The sequence below is a fragment of the Parafilimonas sp. genome (genome assembly GCF_051953455.1).
GTDB lineage: Bacteria > Bacteroidota > Bacteroidia > Chitinophagales > Chitinophagaceae > Parafilimonas.
This window is the reverse complement of sequence record NZ_JBQCIT010000008.1, coordinates 143496-165011: the sequence shown is the minus strand read 5'-3', so window position 1 is coordinate 165011 and position 21516 is coordinate 143496. Positions and strand designations below refer to the sequence as shown.

Genomic DNA, 21516 nt, shown 5'->3' with positions numbered 1-21516 from the left:
GGCAATTTTTTAAATGATTAATTTTTTTATAGTAATGATTGATTCATGTATGAACAGGCGCCTGCTGCGTAGGCTTAATTTATTGAAACAGCAACGGCGCAAAATGATACAGCGCATTCCTCCACACCGGCCAGGTATGCCCGCCGGGATATTCATAATAAGTATGTTTAATTTTCAGATCATCTAATTTGCCTAACATGATTTTGCCGTTCTTATAAGCAATGTCTTCCGGGCCGCCTTCTGAAATCCAGAATGTTTTCAGGTTGCTGTTTATTTTATCCGCATTTTCTTTCAAAAAAGCATATTGTGCCTCTGCGGTTTTATCCATCATCGGCACTATCCATCCGGAGCTGAATACACCGAGATAGGAAAACACGTCCGTGTTATTGATACCGGTATAAAGCGTATGCAAACCACCCATTGATAAACCTGCAAGCGCACGGCTGCCGGCATCAGTTTTAGCACGGTAATTTTTTTCAACAAAAGGAATAACGGATTGCTTCATTTCGCTTTCAAACATTTTCATTGAACCTTCTATACCGTTAGCATTAAAACCACCCATTCCAATATTAGCATCAGGCATTACAATCATCATAGGTTTAGCTTTGCCTTCAGCAATAAGGTTATCTAAAATGAGGCTGGTTTTTCCCTGTGCGGTCCAGCCGCGTTCATCTTCCCCGCCGCCATGCAGTATGTATAAAACAGGATATTTATCAGATGTATTCTCATCATATCCCGGCGGCGTATAAATATACATTTGGCGCCAGGAGCGGGTAACCGGGGAAAAGTAATCTTTGATACGAATATCGCCGTGCGGTACATCTTTTAAAGCATAATAATCGCCATTGGCAAAAGGAATTTCAATGCCGCTTGCCATGCGCCCCATACCATAAAATGTTTCACTGGCGGGATCGGCAACGGCAAGGCCATCAACGATCAAAGAATAATAATGAAAGCCTTCACCGATGGAATCGGTGGTTACCTGCCAGTATCCACCGGTATCTTTCAGCATATCATATTTCTTACCCAAATCAATTTGTACTGTTTTTGCATCCGGCGCTTTTATGCGGAAAATCACGCGGCTATCGGGTAATATCTGTGGATATTTTGCATTGTATACATTGGTTTCGGCGGGCGTTCCCAAGACTGTGTACTGCGAAAATGTAGACGGGTCCACAGGTTTAAACAACAACTGCGAAAACATATACAAACTATTCTTCCACACCTTAAAATCGTGCGCGCCCGGCTCTATGTAATATATGTGCGGCACATTGTTTTTAACCAGGTAATCGTGTGTGCGTTTACTGAACATTATTAAGCCATCTGCATCGCCGCAGGAAATCCAAAGCAACTGCAGCATTTGTTTTGCTTTTTCCGGATCGGGCACCAATTGTTCAGGTGTTTTGGTATTTGGCGCCGAAGAAAACCCGCCCACCCAGGCAAATTTATCGAGGTTGCCCAGGCCAAAATTGAGCGACTGGCCGCCCCCCATTGACAAACCGGCTATAGCACGGTGTTCACGATCTGTATAAACCGGGAATTTCTTTTCGATGTACGGAATAAGGTCATTTAACAGATCCTGTTCGAATGTAGCAAAAGCCTGCACTTTATCGGGCGCCATAATATTGCCGGTTGCGCGGTCGTCTTTCATGGCACGGCCATTGGGCATCACAACAATCATGGGAACTAGTTTTCCTTCGGCATATAAGTTATCCAGTATTACCTGCGGGCTGCCGCCGTTGAGCCATTCTTTTTCATCACCGCCAATGCCATGCAGCAAATACAACACAGGGTATTTGTTTCCGCCCTGGCGGACAGGCTTTTTTGAATAGCCCGGCGGTTTATAAATTAACGCCCTTCGCGCATTGCCAACCGTTTTTGAGTTATAGGTGATGGTATCAATTTTTCCATGCGGGATATTTGCCTGCATCGAATCAAAACCCCGTGGCGCATGTTTGGTGACAGGCTGTGCATTTGTTTGCGGATAAATAAATGCCGCAAAAGCAATAAGCAAAATGTATTTTATCATGTTTGTCTGTTTGATGGTATGATCAGGTATTTGTTATATTATTTTTAAAGCCTTTAATTTTCCGTCTTCATTTTATAACCCAATAAAGGCAGCATAACAGCGGCATAGCGTTTTCCAAATTCCCTGTAACCGGCAGCATTAAAATGCAGGTTGTCTTTTGCCACACCGCAGCCTTTTGATGAAACCACATGCGCTGTGGGAATAGTTTGCGGGAGTTTATCAATAATAGTATTCATTTTGGCGCAAATACCATTTTGTTCTTCGTGCACCACTTCGCCTGCCAGTAAAGGCACTGCGGTGGCTTTAAGATTAAGATCTTTTAAAAGATTTTTGTACACAACGTTTACCTGTGCAGGCCAGGTAGTATCGCCGGTATTAGATTCACCCTGGTGCAGCAGGATGCCTTTTATCACCCCATCTTTTTGTGCAAGCTTTGCCATTTCCACCAGCCTGTCGTAAGGGCTGCCATCATATTCTTTTATCATCGGCTTCATCCAAACGGGTGCGGTATCGGCATAACCTTTATAATTGTCTTTATTGAAGAGCACGATCTTGCAGCCGCCAACGGCTACATTTATCACACCTACAGTAACATCTTTTGGAAGATTTTCCAATAAGGTTCTGCCAAAATAATCGGCAGGTGTTAAACCCGTATGGCAGCGGCACAGCGGCGGAACAGCCGTATACCACTGCCCTTTTACACGGCCCAATGCAGAGCAATCAACAGCTTCCATCACTTTAAACCGGGTGTCAACATTGATTGTATCCTGCGGTTCAAACCTGGCATTGCCTTCCATGTTCGATTGTCCAAAGCAGAGAAAGATGTAGAACTTTTTATTCTGTGAAAAAGAACACAGTGTTATGCAAAAACAGGCGAGCAATAAAGCAACCTTTTTCAATTGTATATTCATAAGACAAATTGTGTTGGTTAATTAGCTTGTTAATGAGTTTGAGGTTTTATGACCTGGTATTTTCCGCTTAAATGCATCAGGCTGAATAAATACAATAAGCCATCATAATAAGGATCAAAATAACCATCCGCATAAGGCGCCAGTTTATTGTTCCAAAGCGCATGTACAAAATCAAATTTTTTATTGCTGTTATAAATTATTTCAGTAGAAGCCACCGTGGAAACCAGGCCCAGCGAATGACGCAGTTTTTTAAAGCCGCCTGCCTGTAAAATAGAGTCAGGCTTTGAACCATCGGGATTAAACTGGTCTTCGAATGTGTCAATGCCTTTTGAGCGGAAAAAGGTTTGCAGGCGTTTTGCATAATCCTGTTGCCACTCTTTATCTGTTCCAAACCAGTAATAATCCATGGCAATATTCATGGGTACGCGCCAGGAATCATAACGAAATCCTGCAGGCATCCAACGGGCAACATGTGCTTCACCGCTGAATTCAGCATAGTCATAATTTAAGCCGGTAACGGGGTGGCAGGCCCTGTGCAAAAATGCCCGGGAAGTATCGGCGCAATCTTTATAAAACTGTTCGTGGCCGTCTTTGGCATACATTGCCCAAACCTCAAAGAATGCCGGCAAATGATAAGAAGGATCCGTCCATTTATAATTGTTGTATTCGGGTGTAAAGGTTATTTGCTTGTGCTCGGTATTGATAATATTGTAAATGCCGCCCGTTCCATCTTTCTTCCACATAGCATCCAAGATATGCCTTGCTTCGCCGTAATAATCAATACCGGTTTTATTGCCCCATTTATTGGAGGCAAATAAAAGCGCTGTTACATAATATAACTCACCATCAGAAGCCGTGCCCGGTGAATTTTGCTTCATCGTTTGAGGATTGAAGCTCCAGGCGAAATAACCTTCCCGTGGCCCTTCTTTATGCTGCAGGTATTTTTTACTAAAGCGCCAGATACGATCAAACACATCTTTTTTATTGAGTTGAACGGCAACCATCATTCCATATGACATGCCTTCAGTACGAACATCTTTATTCTTTATGTCTGATACATAGCCCAGCGAATCTTCCACCTCAAAATATATTTTGTTGGGGCCTTCAAATAAATCTTCATAAGCTTTATTAACTTTTGCATCAATATCTGCCTGGCTATACCCTGCCTGCCTGAAAATATTTGGGTAAACACCGGTATAAAAAGCGCCTTTCTCAGTGTTTGATTTTTGAGCAAATAAAAAATTCGTAAACAAAACAAAGACGCATAGCATATAGAAGCCAGCTTTTAGGTTGTTTCTGAATTTTTTCAAGTAGTTTACCTGTATCATGAATACGTATATTAACCTGTTTATTAAAAATTGTCAGTATTACAATTATTCAACTTTTTAAAACTTATCCTCTACATGTTCTTTATGATTTACATGTAATGACCTCTTGCTATTTTTATTTATGGAATTATTTCCTGTTTATTTTTTAATCTTACTAATCCAGATCCAGACAATTCACTTCACAATCAGCGTATATATTTTTCCTGCCTGCGTTGGTATATCATACACAAAAGTCTGCTTCAAATCGGGTGGTGTTATAACCGCTTTATCCGAAATAATTGGTGGCGGTGTTTTTTCAATGCTATAAAACGGATTCGCATTGTCTCCCGATGCGTTTTTCAATATACCGCTCTCCTGCTTCATTTCGTTCGGCATCCTTAAGCGAAGGTTTCCACCCAACCTTGATTTAATAACGGCTTTCACCACTTTCCCATCTTTCCATTCCATGCTTATCAGTTCAAAACCACCTCTTGCACGAAGGCCGCTGATGCTGCCTGCTGATTGCCATACATCGGGTAATGCCGGTAATAATTGCAAATCGCCGTCTTCGCTTTGCATCAGCATTTCTGTAATACCGGAAGTACAACCGAAATTGCCGTCAATCTGGAATGGCGGGTGCGCATCGAATAAATTATTATAAGTGCCACCACCACCTTCGTTCGTGCCTACAGGTGTCAGCTGGTTTTGAATGAGTTTATATGCATGATTTCCATCAAGCATTTTGGCCCACCAGTTTACTTTCCAGCCCATGCTCCAGCCGGTAGAAACATCACCCCGCTGCAAAAGTGTATTCTTTGCTGCGCTATATAATTCGGGCGTACGGTAAGGCGAGATTTGATTGGAAGGAAATAACCCATACAAATGGGAAATATGGCGGTGTTTATCATTTGGATCGTCTACATCATCCAGCCATTCCTGCAACTGGCTGTATTGGCCAATATGCATAGGCGCCAGGCGGCTGCGTTTGTGTTGTAACGTATCGGCAAAAGCCTGATCCCTGTTCAGAATTTTTGCAGCTTCTATAGCATTGGAAAAAACATCGAAAACTATCTGGTTCGTCATGGTTACGCCGGCGTCAATGGAAGAACCATCATGAGCGGCGGGTGCATTTTCAGGCGATTCATCGGGACAAACAACCAGCCAGTGATATTTGGGATGTTCTATTAAATAATCTGCATAGAACATGGCCGCGCCTTTCAAAGCAGGGTAAACAGATTCAAGGTATTTTTTATCGCCGTTATATAAATAATGCTCCCATAAATGCTGGCTGAGCCATCCGCCGCCATTTGGCCATAACCCCCAGAAAGCGCCGTCAACACCGCCGTTTATCCGCCAGATATCCGTATTGTGATGCGCCATCCAGCCGCGGGTACTATACATATTCCTGGCAGTTTTTTGGCCGGTAACGGCAAGTTCTTTCACCATTTTTATCAATGGCTCATGCATTTCCGGCAGGTTGGTTTTTTCTGCCGGCCAGTAATTCATTTCTGTATTGATATTAATGGTGTATTTGCTGTCCCAGGGCGGATACATTTTATTGTTCCAAATACCCTGCAATGTAGCCGGCTGTCCACCCGGCTGCGATGAAGAGATCAATAAATAACGTCCGTATTGATAATAGAGCGTTACAAACTGTGGGTCATTTACCGAATTAAAATTCTTTAATCTTTCATCAGTGGGAAGCTTTGCAGCATCCGTAACACCAAGATCAAGCTTAACGCGCTTAAAGAATTTTTGATAGGCTGAAATATGCGCTTTCAGCATATCATCATATTCTTTTGGAAAAGCTTTATCAAGATAAGATGATGCCCTTGCATTTTCATCACCACCCAGATCGTTATAGTTATTAAAGTTGGTAGCGATGGAAATATAAATAGTGGCTGCATTAGCATTGCTTACAATCAATGAGGTATCCGTTGCTGAAAGCGTTCCGCCTTCTAATTTTATGCGCGTAATACCTTTAAATTTCACCATACCTTTTACACCTTCATGATCGATGGTGGTACCGGCAATGGTTAGTTCTTTTGCGGCTGTTATTTTAGTTTGTGCTGCTGGTTGCGGAGTTGAATAAAATGCGTTGAACAAAAGGCTGCCTGGCTTACTGGCCGTTAATCTTACTACAACCACACGGTCAGGGAAAGAAGCAATCACTTGCCTTGTATAAATAACATCGCCCACTTTATAAGAAGTTTTGGCGACTGCTTTTTCAAGATCAAGTTCACGGTAATAATCCGAATATTTTTCGTGACCATTGAAGCTGAGATGCAACTCGCCTACCGGTTCAAACATTTGGCCATGCGATTTTTTGCTGATGATAACCCTGTCTGCCAGTTTCTCTGCCTGTTTTTGCTTTCCTTCAAAAACAAGCTTTCTTATTTCTGCCAGGGAATCCAAAGCCAGCGGGTTATCGTTGCGGTTAGGGCTGCCGCTCCAAACAGTGCCTTCGTTCAACTGGATGGTTTCTGTATCCACATTCCCATAAACCATGGCCGCCTGAAATCCATTGCCTACGGGCAGTGCATTTTCCCAAACGTTCCCGGATGGCTGGTTATACCAGAGTTTTAAATCTGAATTTGATTGTGAATAGCAAGCTATAGTTACAAAATATAAAAAAGAAAATAAGATTTGCTTCATGGCTGTATGTTGCTTAATGATTGTTTACTTCCATGCGGAAGCCTCATTCTGTGCGTGCAATCGGTTACGAAAATAAGACTCTGTACCCCATCATCAAAATCAAATACGACAACTTTTATGAATTTGTAGATGAAATTTCATTTTTATCCTTTATAAAGAACTACCCGGAATAAAGGGCAATCAAAATGCATCTTCAGACAATGATTATTATAGAAGACAAACTTTTTCAAAGAGAAAGCACATTAAAGCAAATGCTGCAGTTGTAAGCGGCATTATATTTTTAAGTTTAATGAGAACGGCCATCACCCCTGTCGTTATGCATCATCACATCAAGATTATTAACCGGCCTTTCCAGTTCAAAAGGTATGGGCATTTCGCTGAACTGCTGAAAATACAACAGGCAGGCATCTTTCCATAAAACAGCATTTACACATTGGATACGCAGCTTGCGCTGCACTTCGAGAAAGCGGGTGCTGTCAACATAAACGCCGGCCTTGTCCCACACCTTTTGAAATGAACGAACCTGGTTAACACCTTCGTCATACCTGTAGCATAATTCATCCCATAAATTGCGGCCGCTTTTTACTTTATAATCCCAGGCAAGATGATGAAACCATAATAAATATTTTTCAGGACAGGTATTTATATCATTCAATTGGGAAGCCAGCGGTTCATGATACTGGCTTACCGCATCGCTGCCCGTTTTGGTGCGGTCGAATCCAATACCATCGCTGCCTGCCTTGTGATAGTATGGCGGCGTCCAGTCTGCCCGCATGCCTTTTGGCGCCCACCAGGGCCCGGGGCCATAATGGCCGTTTGCCGACATGATATGGTGCAGGCCGAGTGGCGTCATAAAATTTACCGCAGCCTCACGGCTGTCGAGCATCATTTGTTTTACCGGCGTGAGAAAGTTGGCAGACCAGTCTGCGTCATAATTAGCCTCACCCAATTTAGAAGATTGAGCGCCATAAAAAGTAAGCTTCAGCCATTCATCCGCAATTTGCTCACTTTTCAGGTTTACATTCCATGCCAGCCGCCCAAAAGCATACCAGTTAGCCTGGTTAAACTGGTGGCCGCACCAATTGGTATCTAACCCCACATTGGCCACGCCCGCCATAGCGGTATATTTTTGAGGATAAATACTGCCATCTGTGCAGCGTGCTACCGTGCTGCCTTCACCCTGCCGGTAAGTATCGCTTTGTAAAACTTCTTCCCACATTGTTGATAAAAACACCAGGTATTTATCGTGGCCGAGATATTCCATGGTTACCTGCAATTCGGGCATCACGGATGTTTGCTTCATGGCCCCGAACAAAGGGCTGAAAGGCTCCCTCGGCTGAAAATCTACAGGGCCATTTTTAACTTGTATGATCACATTATCCCTAAACTGCCCGTCGAGCGGCATAAACTCATTATAAGCCTGCTTTGCACGGTCTTTATCATTTGGGCTATACACAAACGCCCGCCACATTACGATACCGCCGTATGGTTTCAAAGCATCGGCAAGCAAATTGGCGCCATCGGCGTGAGTGCGGCCAAAATCCTGCGGGCCCGGCTGGCCTTCGCTGCTGGCCTTCACGAGGAAACCACCAAAATCGGGCACGTAGCTGTAAATTTCTTTCACCTTATCATTCCACCATTTAATTACATCTTTATCCAGGGGATCTGACGTTTTTAATTTTCCCAATATTGAAGGAGAAGAAAAGTTAACAGAGAGATAGATTTGAATGCCGTAAGGCCGTAATATATCAGCAATAGATTTTACGCGGCTAAGGTATTCAGGCGTTATAATTTTAGGCGAAGCATTTACATTGTTAAGCACTGAGGCATTAATACCGATAGACGCATTTGCCCGTGCGTATTCCTGCCAAAACTTTTTATCCTTTTCTGTAACGGTTAATGAATCCGGGCCATTACACCAGAAAATAGAATTGCCTGCATAACCCCGCTCTACGGAGCCATTTGGATTATCCCAGTGATTTAAAATGCGGATTTGATAAGACGGATTTTCAGCTTCACCGGTAATGGCCTCTCCGGTTTGCTGGCGGCGCAGCAATTCGTATACACCATACAAAACACCTTTTTCTGTTTCAGCAATCACTTCATTTTTGCTTAACCTGAAACCATCATCTTTTAATGCCTTATCTTTTTTTAGGGTAAGTATTACCGAAGCATTCGGTTCACCCTGCCAGCCATTCTGTAATTCCTGTTTGGCAATAGCCAACGTGGGAGAATTTTTTGAACAAACAACCGTTACAGGCCTGGCTTTTTTATCGCGCAGCCAGAGTTGGTGGCCGTCTTCCTGCGCCAGGCCGGCTATCACCATAAATAGAAAAAGAATATTAAAAACTATTTTCACCTTCGTAATTTATGTTATTAAATCTATTTGGTAAGCCCTGCCTTTATCTGTGTAAATGAATGTGGCGGAAATGTATAGGTGAGTTTGTTTCCGTTAAACTTTGCTTCTTTTGTTACAGGAGCATATTGCGCTTGTTTGGCAAAATCAAACGGAGCTTTCAGATCATCACTGTTTACGATGCTTGCTTCAGCCTTACCGGAAAAATTACCTGAAGTGCTTATAACATCTGCAGTAATGGCTTTATCCTGGTGCCGGTTTATCACATTTACGACGATGGTGTTTGTTTCTTTTGAATACACAGCCGTTACATCAAGATAAGGTATGTCTTTATATTGTGCGGTGCTAAAAGTATCACAGGAAACATAGGTATCTACAGAGGTTCCGGTACAGTTATTTGAAAACGCCTTGAAAGTATAAAACACAGGCGATTTAAAGGTTCCGTTTTTAGTATCGTTTGACAAGAGAGAAGTAAGCATGGTAAAGTTGGCCATTTTTACCACATCTGCGTGACGGATAAAAGAATTCAGGCATTGCGCAATAGGCAGCACTGCCATAAAGTTCCTGGCAAAGGCGCCCCATTCATCCACGGACAGATGAATAGGATGTTTAAACCCGTTTTGTACGCTGGCAGTTGCAATTTGACCGGCCACTATTTTTATCTTTTCATCAAAATCCATCGCTCCATCGCCCATGTAAGCATAATAATTATCCGGAGAGCCGCCTTCCCAATAACGGTGAATGGACAAATAATCTATTTTATCGCCAATGCCGTTCAGCACTTTACGGTTCCAGTCAATCCACTTGCCGGTTGGTTCATAATAAGATGATCCTGAACCTACGAGTTTTATAGACGGATCCACTGCCTTCATCGCTTTGGCAGCTTCTCTTGCTGTTTCAACATAGTCTTCAGCGTTTTTGTGGCCCAGTTCCCATGGCAGGCCATCCACTTCATTGCCTAAATCCCAAATTTTTACATTGTAAGGTGCTGCATGGCCATTTTTCGCCCGCAAGTCTGAATAATAAGTGCCGCCCTTATAGTTACAATATTCCACCCAGTAAGCCGCATCGAGTATAGAACCAAGGCCAAGATTAACCGCTACAACGTTTTCACTGCCTATAGATTTATTAAGCTTCATCCATTCATCGGTACCCACATGGTTATTATCTTTTCCGCCCCAGGCCAGGTTAATGCGGGTAGGGCGCTGATCTTTGAGGCCGATACCATCCTTCCAGTCGTAACCCATTAAAAAATTACCTCCCGGCCAACGCATATTGGTAATTTTTAATTCCTTCATGGCATCTATATAATCTTTTCTGAAACCATCCTCATTTGCCTTCGGCGATGCGGGGTCATACAGCGTGCCGTAAAGCGTGTTGAAATCAACAGAATCGGGCAATCCCATTCTTGCGCCATTAAAATGAATGGGCTCCATAAATACGCCGTAAATATTGGGATCAATTTCTCCAATAGTTCTGTCAACATCAATTTTTATTGTAGCGTTCTGCGCAAAAGCAGTTGAGCCAAGCAACAAAGCAAGCAGTAAAACAAAGGTGTTCTTTTTCATATAGAAGTTTTTGTGATGCGTCAAAAAATAAACAGGCCTGACCAGGTTTGCCGTTTGCAGGTGTTTTTAAAAAAAAGGGGAAGAGTGTAAAAACACCCCTCCTTTTTTCTGTATCTCGATTGCTAAAAGAGCCTTATTCATACCCTGGATTTTGGTAAGAATCTTTTTCTGCATCCGTCATTTCCATGGCATCAAGCTGCCCCTGCGGAATCGGGCGCAGGTAATGATATGGTTCAATAGTGCGTGTTACAGTTTGCGGTGTATGATCACTGATATTAACCCCACCTATCCGGTAAGTAGAAGAAAGTTCCGTCCATTTTTGAGTGCGCACCAGGTCGTACCAGCGGTATCCTTCACCATAATACTCACGGGAACGTTCTGCAAGAATAAAGTTTATATCAATTGTGGCGGGTGTAGCGGCTACCATTTCAGCGCTGTGATCTTCCACCTTTGCTTCATTTTCCCCATTGTCAAATTTCCATTTGCCGGCACGGGCACGAATAATATTTATCAAATCCCTTGCACTTTTGCCGGCTGTTGTTGCGGCGCCTTTTACAGCAGCTTCAGCAGCTATAAAATATAATTCAGAGAATTTGGCAATATTAAAAGGACGGGTAGTGCCGGCATTTGGCTGGCCAACGCCGCCATTATTATCCGTACGATATGTTCCCAATTTCCACAGGCCCGGATATCTTAACCTGCTTATGCCCTCAGGAGAAATAACAAAATCTGACCTGCCAGGCAACGCACCCGCACCAACATTGTTTTTAGTGGCCCAGTCATCATAATTAATTGGTGTGGAGGGTTCACCATCCAGGAAGGTGATGATGGCATCACCAGGTGAAACAGGAAGATTATTGGCATTATAATAAACAGGTGTGGCATCGCCGGCTAAATTCCAGTTGGCACGGTAAGAAGTAACAAAAGTGCCATCGTAACGGGAATCATTCGTTTTGTCGGCAAACGTATTTTCTATTACACCAATGGTTGGCGCCATACGTGTCCATGGACGGCCTAAATCCTGTGTGGCTGCGCGCACAACAGAGCTGGCAGTATTGCTCCAGGATGCATCTGTACCGCTATGAATAAGTGTATAGTTCCAGGTAAGCATCCATACAGCAAAATTATCAGGAGCGCCGCCGCTGCCATAAGTAAGGCTGCCACCATTATATTGTTCGCTTGTTTCTGTGTGATCGGCGTATAAAACGATCTCACTGTTACGGTCGTTTGACCCCAGGTTCAAATCGTAATACGTTGGCTGCAAACTGAAAGGCCCCGGATTTTGAATACCTGCTGTTGCCACATCGTAAGCCTGCTGAAAATACCAGTGTGCATCATGGCCATCGGGATCTGTTCTTGCAGTTTCAGGATAAGTAGGAATATTGTTTGGATTTTCCAGCCACCAGGCATAAGTAAGGTAGGCTTTGGAAAGATAAAGCCGCGCTGCAGTTTTTGTTACGCCGCCTGTTACGCGGCCCACATCAGGCAGATCATTTACAGCCTGCAGTAAATCAGGAAAGATGGCTTTTGTATATACTTCCGGCACTGTGTTGCGGACAGAAAACCTTACCGGGTTGGTATTGAATGTAAGCTCACCGGCACCCAAATCCAAAGGCACGCCACCATAGGTTTGCACAAGCAGGAAATAGTCGAAAGCCCTGAAAAACCTGGCTTCTGCAATTAATGCATCGGAAAGGCCAACGGCTGAAGCGTTTTCTATAATACCGCTTGCCGTATTAATGTCGGAAAAAGATTCTCCCCAGGGAATGCTGGTGGGAAAGCTTGTGGAAGTAACCTGGCCCACGCCAGACATATCCATATCTTTAAAATTACCATCGGCACTTTGCGCATAGGTCACTTCATCTGTACCGGTTAAGCAGGCATTATAATAATAAGCCTGGCCATAGATATTTCTAAGGTGCGCATATAAAGAGGTAATACCTCCCTGAACACCTTTTTCTGTAGAAAAATAATCAGGCGTAAAAGAACTGCGTGGCTGTTCGTCCAGGATTTTAGAACATCCTGATGAAAGCAATATGGCGGATGTCAGCGCTGATCCTATGATAGATTTTATATGTGTACGTTTCATGTTGTAATGATTTTAAAATGACAGGTTAACACCGAGAATGTAATTGCGTGTTGATGGCGTATTGGTACCAATCGTAAGTATGCGCCTCATATTATAAGAAAGCGGAACTGCCGCATTTTCGTTGCCGTAAGAGTTTGTTTCCGGGTCCATACCAGATTCTTTATAATATGGAGAGAACATTACAAACGGGTTTTGAACGGTGAAATATGCCCTCAATTTTAAGTCTCTACTTTTAATCACGCTCCTGCTGAAATCATAGCCAAGCGATATCGTGCGGATCTTCAGGAATGAAGCATCGAAATAACCAAGTGTACTTCCGTATTTCGGGTTATCGCCGCTTAAAGGCCCCGCGGGGTTTGGATATTTGGCATCTGTATTTTCAGGTGTCCAGTAATCAACTTTTACGTTATTGTTCCTTGAAGTTAAATTGTTAAGATAACCGCCTGACCCGTACAGGGAGCTTAAAAGAATTCCACCGTGCTGGTAAATGCCCACGATATTTAAATCAAACCCTTTATAAGCCAGCCTTGTATTAAAGCCGCCCAAAAATTTAGGGTCAACATCCATCACCTGCCTGTCATCGGCGCCAATTGCCCTTGCCGGCGTGCCATCTTCATTATAATCGCCTGTGTACAATACTTTAATCATACCAACAGCACCACCGGGCTCCAGTACATTGAGGTAAGGGTCTTTTTCCTGCCATAAACCCAATTTCTTATAATCAAAAATTGCATTGATATTATGGCCCACAAACCAACCGTTACCTTCATCCCTGGTGCCACCGGAAGCAAGCGCCACCAGTTTATTACGGTTAGCATAAATGTTGAAACCGGCATCCCAGGTTAAGCCATCGCGGCCACCATCGAGTATGGTACCATTAATGGAGAATTCAATACCCTTATTTTGGGTGCGCCCTACATTTGCTGCATAAACAGGAACTCCGGCAGTGTTAGGTAAACGAACATCCAATATAAGATCTTTTGTATTTGTAGTATAATACTCAATGGTACCAGACAAACGGTTTTTGAAAAGTGAAAAATCAATACCGTAATTCCAGGTCTCAGAGTATTCCCAGCCAAGGCTTGGACCAGGTAGCCTGTTCACGTAATATCCTGTCGCGTAAGTATCATCACCAAAATTATAAGGCCTTGTGCTTAATGAACCAAGAGTTGCATAAGGTGCAATTGACTGGTTAGAAGTTTGGCCATAACCAGCGCGCAGTTTCAATGCATTTAACCAGGTTACATTACTCATGAATGATTCATTGGCCACATTCCAGCCCACAGATACGGCAGGATAAGTGTGCCACTGGTGGCCTTTTGCCAGCCTTGATGAGGCATCTGAACGCAAGGTTGCAGAAATCATATAACGGTTATCATAAGCATACATCACACGGCCCATCCACGACATCAGGCCCCATAAATTATAACTCTGGCCATTGGGGTCAACCGTAATTTCACCATCAGCGCGGCCAAGGTTATAAAATTGGAATTCCTGGCTTTGAATATCTTTTGCCGACATAGAAGAGGAATTATATTTCTGTTGCTCTGCAGAATATAAAGCCGTAATACTTACATTATGTTTTTGGGCGAAAGTTTTATCGTAAGAGAGAATATTTTCAATCGTCCAGTGATACGTTTGCGAATTGCTGATACCAGCAGTTGATTCAGTTGCCGGGTTAGAATTATTTACACCTTCCCCTGTATAATTTCCATTATTACCCTGAATAAAGTCCAAACCAAGATTTACCCTGTATTTTAAACCATCAACCCAGGGAATTTTCACTTCTCCATATACAGAGTTGTAGGTTGCAAAATTTCTTGTTTCATTTATCCATAATCCATTATCGCTTAAACTATCAACCACACCTTTTGTTAATACAAACCCATCGCCCAACGATTGGTGCACGACCCTTTTTAAAGACCCATCAGCATTATATGGATCTGCTATAGGCGATGCGGACAATGTACCGAACGTGCCTAACTGGTTGCCTTCGCTGATGTTATAATTATTATTGGTAGTAAATCCAACCCGGAAATATTTTCCTATCTGCTGATCGATTGAAGTGCGCAATGAATACCGGGTGTATTGCTGCGTAGGAATAAGACTCTGATTTTGATAATATCCAAAGCCAACATTATAGCTTCCGGTTTCACTACCGCCGGAAACGCTTACATCATGGCTGTTTACGGTTCCGGTTCTGTAAAATAAGTCCTGCCAATCTGTATTAACATCATCTTTTTCATCAGCGCCGTTTGTGTATATGCCGGCAGCTTTACGTAGCGCCACAAATTCAGGCCCATTCATCATAGGGTATCTTGCAAACAAAGTTTGATCGCCATAATAAGCATTATAAGCAACCCTTGCCTTTCCTCCTCTCTGCCCTTTATTGGTTGTAATTAAAATAACACCATTGGCGCCGCGGGAACCATAAATAGCGGTAGCCGATGCATCTTTCAATACATCAATACTCTTGATATCGTCGGGGTTTAAATCTCCTATAGAACCAGGGAAGGGAATTCCATCCAGCACTATCAGCGGGTTGTTATCTGCAGTAAGGGAGCGTGTGCCACGAATGCGTATTTGCATGGTTGCGCCCGGCCTTGTTGAAGTTTGCGACATTTGCACGCCGGCCAAACGGCCCTGTAAAGCCTGCGAAACGTTAGCTGCAGGTATTTCCCGCATCTTATCGCCGCCGATAGAAGCAACAGAACCGGTAACAGCTTCTTTTCTTTGCGTACCATAACCAATTACTACCACTTCCTGCATATTGGTTGTACCGGAAGAAAGCGTAATTGTAATATCAGTTTGGTTATTTACGGGTATTTCCTGGTCAAGATATCCAACTGAAGACACCACAAGGGTTGCATTACCGGGAACGTTTAACTGAAAATTGCCGTTTTCATCCGCAGCGGTGCCGGTTGTTTTACCTTTAACCATTACCGAAGCATTAGATACCGGCTGGCCTGTTTCATTAACTACACGACCCTTCACCTGGGTGTTTTGGGCCTGAACAGTCAGAAAGAAAAAACTGAAGATGGCTAACATAGCAATTGTCAGAAACATCTTCATCCGCAGTTTGCAATGGGCGCTTACCATTTTTTGCGGAATAATTAAAGCTTGCATAGATGTTTGGTTTTAGAATTTATAAGCAAATCGAATAATTTAATAAACAGAGGTACAAGCAATGATTTATTGAAATTCAGGCGCATCCATCAGAATAATATTGGTTGAAAAAGTGCAACCGAAATATTAAAGTAATCTGGTTTTATAATACTATACCTTTCGTAAAAATTCCTGCCTGCATTCCTAAACTTCAAATAAAATGGGGAATCTCCAAACAAACAATCTCATTTATAAATTATAATTAATTGGCAAACAATCATTGGCATATTCCCTTGCTTCTCCTTTTCAGTAAATAAATTGTCACTAAGACAATTATCCGCTAAAGTAAAAGAAGTTTCTTAAAAAATGCAACCGATTACAAAAAAAAATTCTTTTTCTTGAGAAATACGAGATACTGAACAACGCTTACTTTTCTTAAAAGCAGCGCATTTGAAGATGATTTTTTAAATGATATGCTTGCTGTATCATTATCAGTTTAGCGTGTTATATAAACCCGCTTGCATTAAAACAGCCTGTTTACAAGGTTATACCCTATTTATGCTTTATTACTTCACAACCCAAGTTCAAGCACCGTTTTAGGTGAAGGCAAATGAATGCCTTGCAGTCCTGCAGATATTGCAGCTTCAACATTTGCGAGGGAATCATCAATAAAAACAGTTTCTGCAGCAGTAAGGTTTTCTTTTGCAATCACCGTTTCAAAAATTTCTTTCGAAGGTTTGCGCAAGCCAAGGTTATGCGAGTAATACGCCGTTATAAAAAGCTCATCAAAATTTTTGTCTTCCACCTGGTTGCGATAGGCTTTGGTAAACGCTTCATAATGAATCTGGTTAGTATTGGAGAGGAGATAAATATTATAGTGCTCTTTTATTTTTTTTAACCAGTTAATGCGTTCGGGCGGGAAGTCGAGCAGCAAAGCATTCCAGGCATCTCTTATTTGTTCATTTGTTAGCGAAGGCTGTTTGGCAAGGCTGCGGAACTCTCCATAAAAATCATCCGGTGAAATAGCACCAATTTCAAGTTTTTCAAATAATGGGCTTACAGACTGGAGCGTATAATATTCGTTAAAATTGCCAATGCCCAATTCAGCAAAGGCGAGCGCTGTTTGCTTAAAATCGATATTGAGGATTACGCCCCCCAGGTCGAAAATGATATTTTCCGGTTTTTGCATGGTGGCAAAAATATAGCCTGGAAAATGAACTTTGCAGTTTAAATGATTTGATTATTTTTGCGCTCCTTTTGGCAGCAATGCCCCGGGCCTATAGCTCAGCTGGTTAGAGCACCTGACTCATAATCAGGGGGTCCCTGGTTCAAGCCCAGGTGGGCCCACTATGAAAATGAAAGCGCTACAAAAACCGTAGCGCTTTCTTGTTTTTAAGACGCACTCAAAACAAATTTATAACTACAGGCGTGTTGGCATCTTTGTTGAATTAATCTTCTAAATGGATATTGATGAAAAAGCCACCCCTGTTTGTAGGCATGATCCTGGTTCTGACAATCTGCATATCATGCAAGAAATTAATTCAAGCCGTTTTTCCCGGTAAAGATATTGCGCTGGAAACATTGAAAATATCGGTGCCGCCAACACCGTTTGCAGATTCCTCCAACGAAATTGCACTGGGAAGTTTTGATACGTACGTTAATACAGACAGCATTGTGCGCTCTGAAACCGGCGGCGTTTTTGGTATTAACAGCATTGCTTCCATTAAAGTAAAAGAAACAACTATAAAAGCAACAAACGCAGATGAATTAAACAATGTTTCGGCCTTTAAATCATTTCGGATCGCTATTTCATCTGATGCAAAACCGCAACCAACCAATATTGTAAACATAGATATTCCGTCATCGGCCACCGATAGCTATCGTGCATCCATCTCCAACAGCCCTGATATTACCGGATATTTAAAAGGAACAAATATTACTTATACAATTTATGGCAGTTTGCGACAGGCAACCACCAAAACTTTAAAGTTGTCCTGCAATATTGTGGTTAGGGCAGATTAATGAAAAAATCAGTTTGGGTTGATTTGTTTTGAAAATTGCATTTAATGTGTTCATAAACAGTTGCCCGGTTTTCAAATTATAAATACCGGCATCTTTACCACGCTTACATGCTTTATAATTGATGCATAAAAAAATCCCGCCGTACGGGATTTTAAAAACCTCTTCATTAAATAAAATATTTATACCGCATCGCTCAAAGAAGAAAAAGTAAAGTCTCTTATCTTCATCGGCGGCATTAAATAACTGCGGAATGATTCTACACTAATGGTTCTTTCAGCCCTGCCCAATGCTTCCAGATTATTCAGCATAATGATAGGGCTTTCGTTAAACCTGAAATTCTTAATGGGATATTTTATTTCACCATTCTCAATATAAAAAGTCCCGTCGCGGGTAAGACCTGTATGCAATAAAGTTTGGGGGTCAACAGAACGGATATACCAGAACCGCGTTACCAGCACACCTTTCTCTGTGCTTTTGATAAGGTCTTCAATAGAAGCATCGCCGCCGGCTATAATGAAGTTTGGCCCCATGGGCACGGGCTTAACGCCTTTTTGTTCTGCCCAATAGCGCGAATACATTAAATTCTTTACAACACCATTTTCTACCCAGGTTGTTTTTTCCAGGGACTGGCCTTCCCGGTTCCAGGTTGAGCCGGGCAGCTCTGTATTAAACGGGTCCGAGTAAATTGTTACACGTTCGTCCAAAAGCTTTTCGCCAATGCGGTTGCCACCGCCGGGTTTGGTCATGCAACTGCGGCCTTCATCAGCGCTGCGGGCATCTAATGCAAAGAATAAACGTTCAAGCAGGTAAGCGGCTGCCAGCGGTTCTAAAATAACCGTGTATTTTCCAGGTTCAATCGCTTTGGCGCCCACGGAACCATTAGCTTTAGCAGCAGCGATTTTTGTGGCTGTATAAGTATCGAGCTTATCCACATCATTAAATCCCCTTGCTGCATAACCGGAGCCTGTGCCTTCGGGGTTGCGCAGCGTAACGCTAAAGTCAACATCGGTTGATTTATCATAAGCAAACAAACCTTTTGAATTCATAACGGCACCAAAAGCAGTGCTGTTTTCAATATAACCCGCTGCCTGCAGGTTGGCTGCTTTTGAAACTTCAATGCTTTTGGCCACCGCTTCCGCACGTTTACCGGGTGTTATCGCTGCTGTTGAAGGAATATATTCAATGCTTTCTTTAAAAGTTTGCGGGCCGAGTAAGGGCATATATTCAGGATTATCGGGTGCAAACTGCGCCAGTTCTTCTGCGCGGCGCACTACTTTTTCAAGTGAAGCATCATCAAATTCATTAATAGATGCAGTGCCCGACTTTTTACCAAAAGTGGATGTTACAGCAAGGCTCAGTGTGCTTTCATCGCCTGCTGTTGAAACGGCGTTCAATGCATAGCGAATATTACCGCCTTCACTGCCGCCTAAACCTGCAGAGCATTCGTCTGCCTTGGAAAAACCAATTACTTTTTGCAATATTGTTTTTGCCTCGTCTTGTGTAAGTATTGCCATATTAAAATGTTTTGCCCCCGGCCCCTGAAGGGGAGTTGAACGTTATTAAAAATTCATTTCGTGCGGGGGTATACATAAATTTTGTTTGTTGAATTCCTGATTCCATTTCTTACATTTCAACTTATCAACTAATCAACTTCAATTCCCGCTATATCTTTCTCGCTGTATTGATAACATTAATACCGTTGAACCTTGAGGTGGAACTGCCGTGCGATACAGCATTTGACTGTGAAGGCTGGCCCTTTCCATCGTTGAAAGCGCCGCCAAGCCTGTAATCGCTTTTATCTGCAACGGCAACGCATGAATTCCAGAACTCCTGCGTGTTGGCCTGGTAGGCAACATCTTTCAGCATACCCGTAATTTTTCCATCCTGTATTTCATAAAAAGTCTGGCCGCCAAACTGGAAGTTATACCGCTGCTGGTCGATGGAGAAAGAACCATCACCAATAATATAAATACCTTTCTTTACATCTTTAATAATATCATCAACACTTAATGTATCAGCATTAGGCTTAAGCGAAACATTCGGCATGCGCTGAAACTGTACATCGGCCCAGCTTTGCGCATAGCAGCAGCCTTGTGATGCTTTTAATCCAAGTATATGCGCCTGGTCGCGAATGGCCTGGTAGTTTACGAGAATGCCATTTTTAATTAAATCCCATTCGCCGCATTTCACACCTTCATCATCATATCCCACGGCGCCAAGCGAGCCAGGCTGTAATTTATCGGCCACAATATTTACATGCTTGCTGCCGAACTGGAAATTGCCCGATTTCCATTTATCCAATGTAAGAAAACTGGTGCCGGCATAATTGGCTTCATAACCCAGTACACGGTCGAGCTCTGTGGGATGCGCTACCGATTCATGAATGGTTAACCAGAGGTGTGAAGGATCAAGCACAAGATCATATTTACCAGGTTCAACTGATTTGGCCTGTAGTTTTTGCTGTACATCAGCCGTGGCATTCTTTACATCTTCCAGGATATCATAACGGTTTTTATACCGCGTAACAACGCCTGTTACTTTGCTGTCGGGCGTTGGCATTAAATATTCATAACCCATACCAACCGGGGAACTGAAGGAACGCCTTGTTTCAAATTTGCCGGATGCCTTATCAATTTTCGTTACGTTGAAAAAGGGATAAAGGCGATGCACATCCTGGTCAATGTAAGAGCCATCGGTTGAGGCAAAATATTTTTGTTCATTCACGGCGAGGATAGCCGAGTTAATAAAGTTGGCCCCGTTCTGCATAGCAATGGAATTTACATTCAGCAGCAGGTCAACCTTATCTTTTACCGGCACTTCAAACGCATTTTTTTCAATAGGCGTTTTCCAGCTCACTTCACCATAACCCTGTTGCGGTGCAAGCTGCACCGGGGCAGTGATAATCTTTGCATTGGCTTTTGCAACCGTCACTGCACGTTGCGCCACTTTTGCAATATTCTCTTTTGTTACACTGTCTGAGCAGGCAAAGCCCCAGCTTCCATTGGCAATTACACGAATACCTACGCCATACGATTCTGTGTTGGCAATATTCTGCACCCTGTTTTCGCGTGTAATAATAAACTGGTTTAAGTAGCGGCCAATGCGCACATCGGCATAGGATGCGCCACTGGATTTAGCAGCTGTTAAAGCAACATCTGCCAATTGCTTTTTTGTAGCCGCGTCAATGCCATCATTAATGGCCTGCAGCGGTTCGATAGGATTGCCGCGCATAAAGCCGGGCATCATTAAAGCGCCCATACTTAGCCCTGATAATTGTAAGAAGTCTTTTCGTTTCAAGATGATATTGATTTATGGTTAACCCTCATCCCAGCCCTTCACCACTGCGTGGAGAAGGGTGCCCAAGTGCATAATTTGATTATTTAATTCATACAGCAGGTGCATGAATATTTAAGTTGATGCATTAATTCAATCAGCTTTAATATGTTTGTCGATAATAGCGCAGTTGACCAAAAG

The 21516-nt window shown here is 42.7% G+C and carries 12 protein-coding genes and 1 tRNA gene; 2 read left to right on the top strand and 11 right to left on the bottom strand.

All coding sequences use genetic code 11. The features are described 5' to 3' along the window. Window positions 1-79: 79 nt before the first annotated feature. The 9 genes from ACTHN6_RS02780 to ACTHN6_RS02740 form a co-directional block, all read right to left on the bottom strand. The gene (locus ACTHN6_RS02780; RefSeq protein ID WP_440434186.1) at window positions 80-2029 is read right to left on the bottom strand and encodes an alpha/beta hydrolase-fold protein; all 1950 of its coding nucleotides are present in this window, start codon (window positions 2027-2029) and stop codon (window positions 80-82) included. A gap of 53 nt (window positions 2030-2082) precedes the next feature. Next, complete coding sequence (locus ACTHN6_RS02775; RefSeq protein WP_440434185.1) at window positions 2083-2940, bottom strand: sialate O-acetylesterase; 858 nt, start codon at window positions 2938-2940, stop codon at window positions 2083-2085. A 29-nt stretch (window positions 2941-2969) separates the two neighbouring features. After that, a complete protein-coding gene (locus ACTHN6_RS02770) occupies window positions 2970-4193 on the bottom strand; it encodes a glycosyl hydrolase family 8 (RefSeq protein WP_440434184.1) in 1224 nt (407 codons plus the stop codon). 249 nt (window positions 4194-4442) lie between these two features. Beyond that, window positions 4443-6902, bottom strand: a complete 2460-nt coding sequence (locus ACTHN6_RS02765) for a glycoside hydrolase family 95 protein (RefSeq protein WP_440434183.1) — start codon at window positions 6900-6902, stop codon at window positions 4443-4445. Window positions 6903-7188: 286 nt separating this feature from the next. Next, a complete protein-coding gene (locus ACTHN6_RS02760; protein WP_440434182.1) occupies window positions 7189-9261 on the bottom strand; it encodes an alpha-glucuronidase in 2073 nt (690 codons plus the stop codon). Window positions 9262-9284: 23 nt separating this feature from the next. Next, on the bottom strand, window positions 9285-10826 hold the full coding sequence (locus tag ACTHN6_RS02755; RefSeq protein WP_440434181.1) for an alpha-L-arabinofuranosidase C-terminal domain-containing protein: 1542 nt from the start codon (window positions 10824-10826) through the stop codon (window positions 9285-9287). A gap of 133 nt (window positions 10827-10959) precedes the next feature. Further along, window positions 10960-12915, bottom strand: coding sequence for a RagB/SusD family nutrient uptake outer membrane protein (locus ACTHN6_RS02750; protein ID WP_440434180.1), 1956 nt, complete (start codon window positions 12913-12915; stop codon window positions 10960-10962). Window positions 12916-12927: 12 nt separating this feature from the next. After that, window positions 12928-16041 carry a SusC/RagA family TonB-linked outer membrane protein gene (locus ACTHN6_RS02745; RefSeq protein WP_440434179.1) on the bottom strand — a complete coding sequence of 1038 codons (3114 nt, stop codon included), beginning with the start codon at window positions 16039-16041 and terminating at the stop codon, window positions 12928-12930. Between the two features lie 550 nt (window positions 16042-16591). Further along, complete coding sequence (locus ACTHN6_RS02740) at window positions 16592-17209, bottom strand: HAD family hydrolase (RefSeq protein ID WP_440434178.1); 618 nt, start codon at window positions 17207-17209, stop codon at window positions 16592-16594. Between the two features lie 84 nt (window positions 17210-17293). Here ACTHN6_RS02740 and ACTHN6_RS02735 point away from each other — a divergent pair. Both ACTHN6_RS02735 and ACTHN6_RS02730 read left to right on the top strand, forming a co-directional pair. Then, window positions 17294-17367 (top strand) — tRNA-Ile (locus ACTHN6_RS02735). Between the two features lie 123 nt (window positions 17368-17490). Beyond that, complete coding sequence (locus ACTHN6_RS02730) at window positions 17491-18042, top strand: hypothetical protein (RefSeq protein WP_440434177.1); 552 nt, start codon at window positions 17491-17493, stop codon at window positions 18040-18042. A 179-nt stretch (window positions 18043-18221) separates the two neighbouring features. On the opposite strand, the gene ACTHN6_RS02725 is transcribed toward ACTHN6_RS02730, so the two are convergent. Together ACTHN6_RS02725 and ACTHN6_RS02720 are read right to left on the bottom strand one after the other, a co-directional pair. Further along, a complete protein-coding gene (locus tag ACTHN6_RS02725) occupies window positions 18222-19556 on the bottom strand; it encodes a TldD/PmbA family protein (protein WP_440434176.1) in 1335 nt (444 codons plus the stop codon). Between the two features lie 148 nt (window positions 19557-19704). Continuing rightward, a complete protein-coding gene (locus ACTHN6_RS02720; RefSeq protein ID WP_440434175.1) occupies window positions 19705-21339 on the bottom strand; it encodes a TldD/PmbA family protein in 1635 nt (544 codons plus the stop codon). Window positions 21340-21516: the final 177 nt, after the last annotated feature.

Bases quoted from the DNA above. Each gene is read 5' to 3' on its own strand.
- ACTHN6_RS02745 (WP_440434179.1), bottom strand. From the start codon at position 16,041: ATGCAAGCTTTAATTATTCCGCAAAAAATGGTAAGCGCCCATTGCAAA.
- ACTHN6_RS02755 (WP_440434181.1), bottom strand. From the start codon at position 10,826: ATGAAAAAGAACACCTTTGTTTTACTGCTTGCTTTGTTGCTTGGCTCA.
- ACTHN6_RS02750 (WP_440434180.1), bottom strand. From the start codon at position 12,915: ATGAAACGTACACATATAAAATCTATCATAGGATCAGCGCTGACATCC.
- ACTHN6_RS02775 (WP_440434185.1), bottom strand. From the start codon at position 2,940: ATGAATATACAATTGAAAAAGGTTGCTTTATTGCTCGCCTGTTTTTGC.
- ACTHN6_RS02725 (WP_440434176.1), bottom strand. From the start codon at position 19,556: ATGGCAATACTTACACAAGACGAGGCAAAAACAATATTGCAAAAAGTA.
- ACTHN6_RS02780 (WP_440434186.1), bottom strand. From the start codon at position 2,029: ATGATAAAATACATTTTGCTTATTGCTTTTGCGGCATTTATTTATCCG.
- ACTHN6_RS02730 (WP_440434177.1), top strand. From the start codon at position 17,491: ATGAAAAAGCCACCCCTGTTTGTAGGCATGATCCTGGTTCTGACAATC.
- ACTHN6_RS02740 (WP_440434178.1), bottom strand. From the start codon at position 17,209: ATGCAAAAACCGGAAAATATCATTTTCGACCTGGGGGGCGTAATCCTC.
- ACTHN6_RS02765 (WP_440434183.1), bottom strand. From the start codon at position 6,902: ATGAAGCAAATCTTATTTTCTTTTTTATATTTTGTAACTATAGCTTGC.